This is a genomic window from Kitasatospora sp. NPDC029367 (genome assembly GCF_055569135.1).
Map to the genome: position 1 here is coordinate 38,710 of NZ_JBVHYH010000079.1, position 4,543 is coordinate 43,252.

Here is a 4,543-nt window from a genome sequence, read left to right on the forward strand (position 1 = left end):
CCCGGCCCCCCCCTCCCCCCCCCCCCCCCCCCCCCCGCCCCCCCCCCCCCCCCCCCCCCCCCCCCCCCCCCCCCCCCCCCCCCCCCCCCCCCCCGCTTCGTCGTTCCCGCTCCGGAGGCCCACCACTATCTGCATTTTGCAGATACTGGAGCTAGAATGCAGGCATGACTGCCCTCACGATCCGGGACGTCCCGGACGACCAGATCCAGACCCTGAAGGTCCGCGCAGCTCAGGCCGGCAAGTCGCTGCAGGCGTTCATGCTGGACCTGATCGCCAGGGAGGCATCCAAGCCCACCATGGCGGAGATGATGGAAAGGCTGAACCGGGAAACCACCGCCGACGTCAGCGCCGCCGACGTTCTCGCTGCCATCGATGAAGGGCGAGCCGGGCGTTGATCGTCATCGACTGCTCTGCCCTCGTCCTGGTTCTCACGGCCCACGGTTCCGACGGGGAGCTCATCCGCAACCGCCTGGCCGAGGCTGGGGACGTCTACGCTCCTACCCTCCTCGACTACGAGATCCAGTCAGCCCTCCTCGGCATGCAGCGTGGCGGCAAGCTGACCGAGAAGGAAGTGGAGCGGGCGGTCGCCGCATACCGGCTGCTTCCCATTGCCAAACGGGAGACGCTGCCCTTCTGGGACCGGGTGAGGAAGCTGCACGCCAACCTCAGCGCCTACGACTCCCAGTACGTTGCCCTGGCGGAAGCCCTGGGCGTACCACTGATCACCAGCGATGCGAGGATCAAGCGCAGCGGTGCCGCGAAGTGTGAGATCGAGGTCTTCGCCTCGATCCACCCCTGACTGACACAGCCCCGTGCGGTGGCGCCTTCGTTGACCTTCTGCTCGATGAAGATCTCCCAGAACTCGAGCGGAGCTTCGTTGTCGGCGCGTAGTATTACGTAGTAGGGGTAATACGGGATACCAAGGAGCCCTGAGATGCGACTCAACAGCAAAGGTCAGGTCACGATCCCCGCGGAGCTCCGGCAGAAGTGCGGTCTCCGCCCCGGGGACGAGGTGGACGTGATCGAGGAGGACGGCGTTCTGCGGATAGTGCGCCGGATCGGGACGGACACTCGGGGCCAGCGACTGGCGCGGCGGATGAGAGGAACCGCTGCGGGCGGCATGTCGACGGACGAGATCATGGAGTTGTTGCGTGGGGAGTAGCCGGTTGAGGCTTGTGGAACAGGAGCGGTCTCAGCCGGTGACCCTGGTCGACTCGTGCGTGCTGCTGGACCTCATGACGAACGACCCCACCTGGGCCGACTGGTCCGAAGTCGAGCTCGCCAAGGCACAGGACGAGGGCCAGGTGGTGATCAACCCGATCGTCTACGCCGAGGTCTCGGTGGCCTATGCGGCGATCGAGGAACTCGACGCGGTCCTTCCCGCTGAGGCCTTCGTCCGAGAGCCGCTTCCCTACGAGGCCGGGTTCCTGGCCGGCAAGGCCTTTCTGCAGTACCGCAAGCGTGGAGGTCAGAAAACCGCTCCGCTTCCGGACTTCTACATAGGCGCGCACGCGGCTGTCCGGAGCTACCGCCTGCTCACTCGGGATGCCACGCGCTACCGCACCTACTTCCCGACCGTTCAGCTGATCTGCCCTTGATTGCTGTTCGGTTCATGGCGGTTCTGCTTGCTGGGGCGCTGCGCTGGAATCCCGAAAGGGGCGTCCGGCGCAGCGCCGCGAACGTCGGGGCGTGCAGGTGTGATCCGGCCGGTGGATTGCTCCGGGTGTGCGTCAGAGCCCGAGGATTTCGCGGATGAGGCCGAGCTTGTGCTCCGGGGAGAGGTTCTGGGGACGGCCGGCGAGCAGGTCGTTCAGGACTGTGGGGACATCGGAGCTGTCGGGGGCCTGGATGGCGTCGATGACCTGGCAGCGCAGGCCGCCGTCCCGGAGGAACACCCACACGTCGTGATCCTTCCGCGGCTCGCTGTTCTCCGTCGGGGAGAGCCGCCACGTCGGGAACCAGCCGAGCCCTTCTTCGGTGAGACGTTCGGCGAGTTCCTCCAGGACGTACTTGCCGAGTCTTCGGTAGCCGACTTCCGCGCGCAGTTCACCGAGGGTGACCTTGAGCAGGCCACCTGCGGCGCGGCAGCGCGCGGCCACTGTGCCGGTGTCACAGGCGGCCACAGCGAGCGCCTCGTCCCGCGGATTCGTTAGATCGTTCATGATCGGGCCAACGATTGGGATCACGGGGGCGATACGTGATTCACCGGCTTGGGCGCGGCCAAGAGGAAAAACGGTACTGCAATGGCGTCGGCGGCGACCCGGGTGGCCGCCGGTGGCCAGGGAGGACAGGTCGCCATTTAGTGCGTAGACGAACGGATCTGCGAGGTGGCGGGTCCTTCCCCGTTCGGCGCTAGTGCGTCACTCCGTTGCATCTTTATTACTCTCTTCTTTCCATGTTGTTGTTGCACGGTGTAGTGAGTTGGTGACTATCCATCACCTGTCCTGGTCGGCTCCCGCTCTCCGGACGCCCCTCCGGCGCGGGTGCGAGGGGGTGAGGCCTGACCGGAAGCACCAGCGGCGCTCTGAATCCCCCATTGGGGTGAAGGAGTTCAACGGCGACAAGAAAGGTCCTGTCCTATGGCAGTCGATGCCATGTTGTCCGCTCCACCGGGACGAGGGCGTCAACGCGCTCGACTCGCGGGCGCGTTCGTCCTGCTGTCCGGGCTGACGTTGCTCGCGACGTCCGGCCCGTTCCCCAGCCCCGCGCACGCCGCAACGGCACCGGTGGGGCTGGGGACCGACACCAGCTATGCGATCCTGGCGGGCTCAACCGTCACCAACACCGGCCCCAGCGTCATCAACGGGGACCTCGGGCTCTTCCCGGGAACCAGCGTGACGGGCTTCCCGCCCGGAATCGTGAACGGGGTCCAGCACGTCAACGACGCCCAGGCGGCGCAGGCTCAGTCCGACCTCGTCATCGCCTACAACGACGCCGCCGGCCGGGCCCCCACGGCCACCCTGACCTCGCCCGGCGACATCGGCGGGCTGACGCTGACGCCCGGGGTCTACAAGGCGAGTTCGTCGCTGAACCTCACCGGGACCGTCACCCTCGACGCGATGGGCGACCCGAACGCCGTCTTCATCTTCCAGATCGGCTCCACCCTCATCACGGCTCCGTCGAGCGTCGTCAGCCTGGTCAACGGAGCGCAGCCCTGCAATGTGTTCTGGCAGGTCGGCAGCTCCGCCACCATCGACGTCGACTCCTTCTTCAAGGGCAACATCCTGGCCCTCACCTCCATCAGCGTGAACCACGCCTCGGTGATCGAAGGCCGCGCCCTGGCGCGCAACGGCGCCGTCACCCTGGACGACAACACCATCACGAGGGCTGCCTGCACCGTCGGCCCGCCCGGGCCGAGTGGGCCGCCCGGGCCGAGTGGCCCGCCCGGACCGAGTGGGCCGCCCGGACCGAGTGGGCCCGCCGGCCCTCCCGGTGCTGCCGGCTCTCCGGGGGCTCCCGGCCCCAACGGTGCACCTGGTCCCAATGGTTCGCCGGGTGCTCCGGGTGCTCCGGGGGCTCCTGGCCCCAACGGGGCACCTGGTCCCAACGGTTCGCCGGGCGCTCCGGGCGCTCCCGGCCCCAACGGGGCTCCGGGGGCTCCGGGTGCCAATGGCTCGCCCGGTGCCAACGGTGCTCCGGGTGCGCCTGGTCCTAATGGGGCGCCTGGCCCCAATGGTTCGCCGGGTGCTCCGGGCGCTCCCGGTCCCAATGGCGCTCCGGGTGTACCTGGCGTCCCCGGTGCACCTGGTCCCAACGGTTCGCCGGGCGCTCCGGGGGCTCCGGGGGCTCCTGGCCCCAACGGGGCACCTGGTCCCAACGGTTCGCCGGGCGCTCCGGGCGCTCCCGGCCCCAACGGTGCACCTGGTCCCAACGGTTCGCCGGGCGCTCCGGGCGCTCCCGGCCCCAACGGCGCGCCTGGTGCTCCCGGTCCCAACGGCTTGCCGGGTGCCAATGGTTCGCCGGGCGCCAACGGTTCGCCCGGGCCTGCTGGGCCTGCTGGGCCTGCCGGGCCTGCTGGGCCCGCCGGGCCTGCTGGGCCGGCTGGGCCGCCTCAGCATCCAGGCGGTCACGGCGGTCAGGAGCACGGTGGCCATGAGCACGGTGATCACGGCCATGACCAGGGCAATCACGGCAACGGCCAGGGTGGTCACGAGCAGGGTGGTCACGAGCAGGGTGGACCGGCCGGACATCCGAAGGGTGCGGGGCAAGAACTCGCCGCCACTGGCTCCGGCTCATCGATTGGCATCGCGGTTGGCTCGGCGGCCGCCGTCGCCTTGGGAGGCTCGGTCCTCATCCTCGTGAGGCGTAGCGGACGGGCCGCAGCCCGCCGCCGGCACTAGCCGTTCCGAGAAGCCGACCATTCCGGTCGGGCAACCAGGGCCGCCTGCCACCGGCGGACTGACCTCGGTCATGGCTGTGGGGGGGGGGGGGGGGGGGGGGGGGGGGGGGGAGGGGAGGAGGGGGGGGGGGGGGGGGGGGGGGGGGGGGGGGGGGGGGTGCGGGCCGAACGGCATCTGGGTCTGGGGGGGGCGGGACAGCGTGG

At 69.5% G+C, this 4,543-nt stretch carries 6 protein-coding genes; 5 read left to right on the forward strand and 1 reads right to left on the reverse strand.

Features of this window, described 5'->3' with window-relative positions; genetic code table 11:
* Positions 1–164: 164 nt before the first annotated feature.
* From ACZ4W5_RS31630 to ACZ4W5_RS31645, 4 genes are all read left to right on the forward strand, one after another.
* Complete coding sequence (locus ACZ4W5_RS31630) at positions 165–395, forward strand: FitA-like ribbon-helix-helix domain-containing protein (RefSeq protein WP_360242981.1); 231 nt, start codon at positions 165–167, stop codon at positions 393–395.
* Entirely contained in the window at positions 392–799 is a 408-nt protein-coding gene (locus ACZ4W5_RS31635; RefSeq protein ID WP_360242984.1) for a type II toxin-antitoxin system VapC family toxin, read from the forward strand. The genes ACZ4W5_RS31630 and ACZ4W5_RS31635 overlap by 4 nt, the downstream gene beginning before the upstream one ends.
* A 135-nt stretch (positions 800–934) precedes the next feature.
* Positions 935–1,162 (forward strand): AbrB/MazE/SpoVT family DNA-binding domain-containing protein, encoded by a 228-nt coding sequence (locus ACZ4W5_RS31640; protein WP_359780946.1) that lies wholly within the window; start codon positions 935–937, stop codon positions 1,160–1,162.
* A 37-nt stretch (positions 1,163–1,199) separates the two neighbouring features.
* Positions 1,200–1,598 (forward strand): type II toxin-antitoxin system VapC family toxin, encoded by a 399-nt coding sequence (locus tag ACZ4W5_RS31645; protein WP_360242987.1) that lies wholly within the window; start codon positions 1,200–1,202, stop codon positions 1,596–1,598.
* A gap of 132 nt (positions 1,599–1,730) precedes the next feature.
* Here ACZ4W5_RS31645 and ACZ4W5_RS31650 read toward each other — a convergent pair whose 3' ends face one another.
* Complete coding sequence (locus ACZ4W5_RS31650) at positions 1,731–2,162, reverse strand: hypothetical protein (protein ID WP_360242990.1); 432 nt, start codon at positions 2,160–2,162, stop codon at positions 1,731–1,733.
* Positions 2,163–2,594: 432 nt separating this feature from the next.
* Between ACZ4W5_RS31650 and ACZ4W5_RS31655 the strand changes: the two genes are divergently transcribed.
* A complete protein-coding gene (locus ACZ4W5_RS31655) occupies positions 2,595–4,340 on the forward strand; it encodes an ice-binding family protein (RefSeq protein WP_465658407.1) in 1,746 nt (581 codons plus the stop codon).
* Positions 4,341–4,543 lie beyond the last annotated feature (203 nt).

Coding starts and splice junctions, on each gene's coding strand:
- ACZ4W5_RS31630 (WP_360242981.1), top strand. CDS start 165: ATGACTGCCCTCACGATCCGGGACGTCCCGGACGACCAGATCCAGACC.
- ACZ4W5_RS31640 (WP_359780946.1), top strand. CDS start 935: ATGCGACTCAACAGCAAAGGTCAGGTCACGATCCCCGCGGAGCTCCGG.
- ACZ4W5_RS31650 (WP_360242990.1), bottom strand. CDS start 2,162: ATGAACGATCTAACGAATCCGCGGGACGAGGCGCTCGCTGTGGCCGCC.
- ACZ4W5_RS31655 (WP_465658407.1), top strand. CDS start 2,595: ATGTTGTCCGCTCCACCGGGACGAGGGCGTCAACGCGCTCGACTCGCG.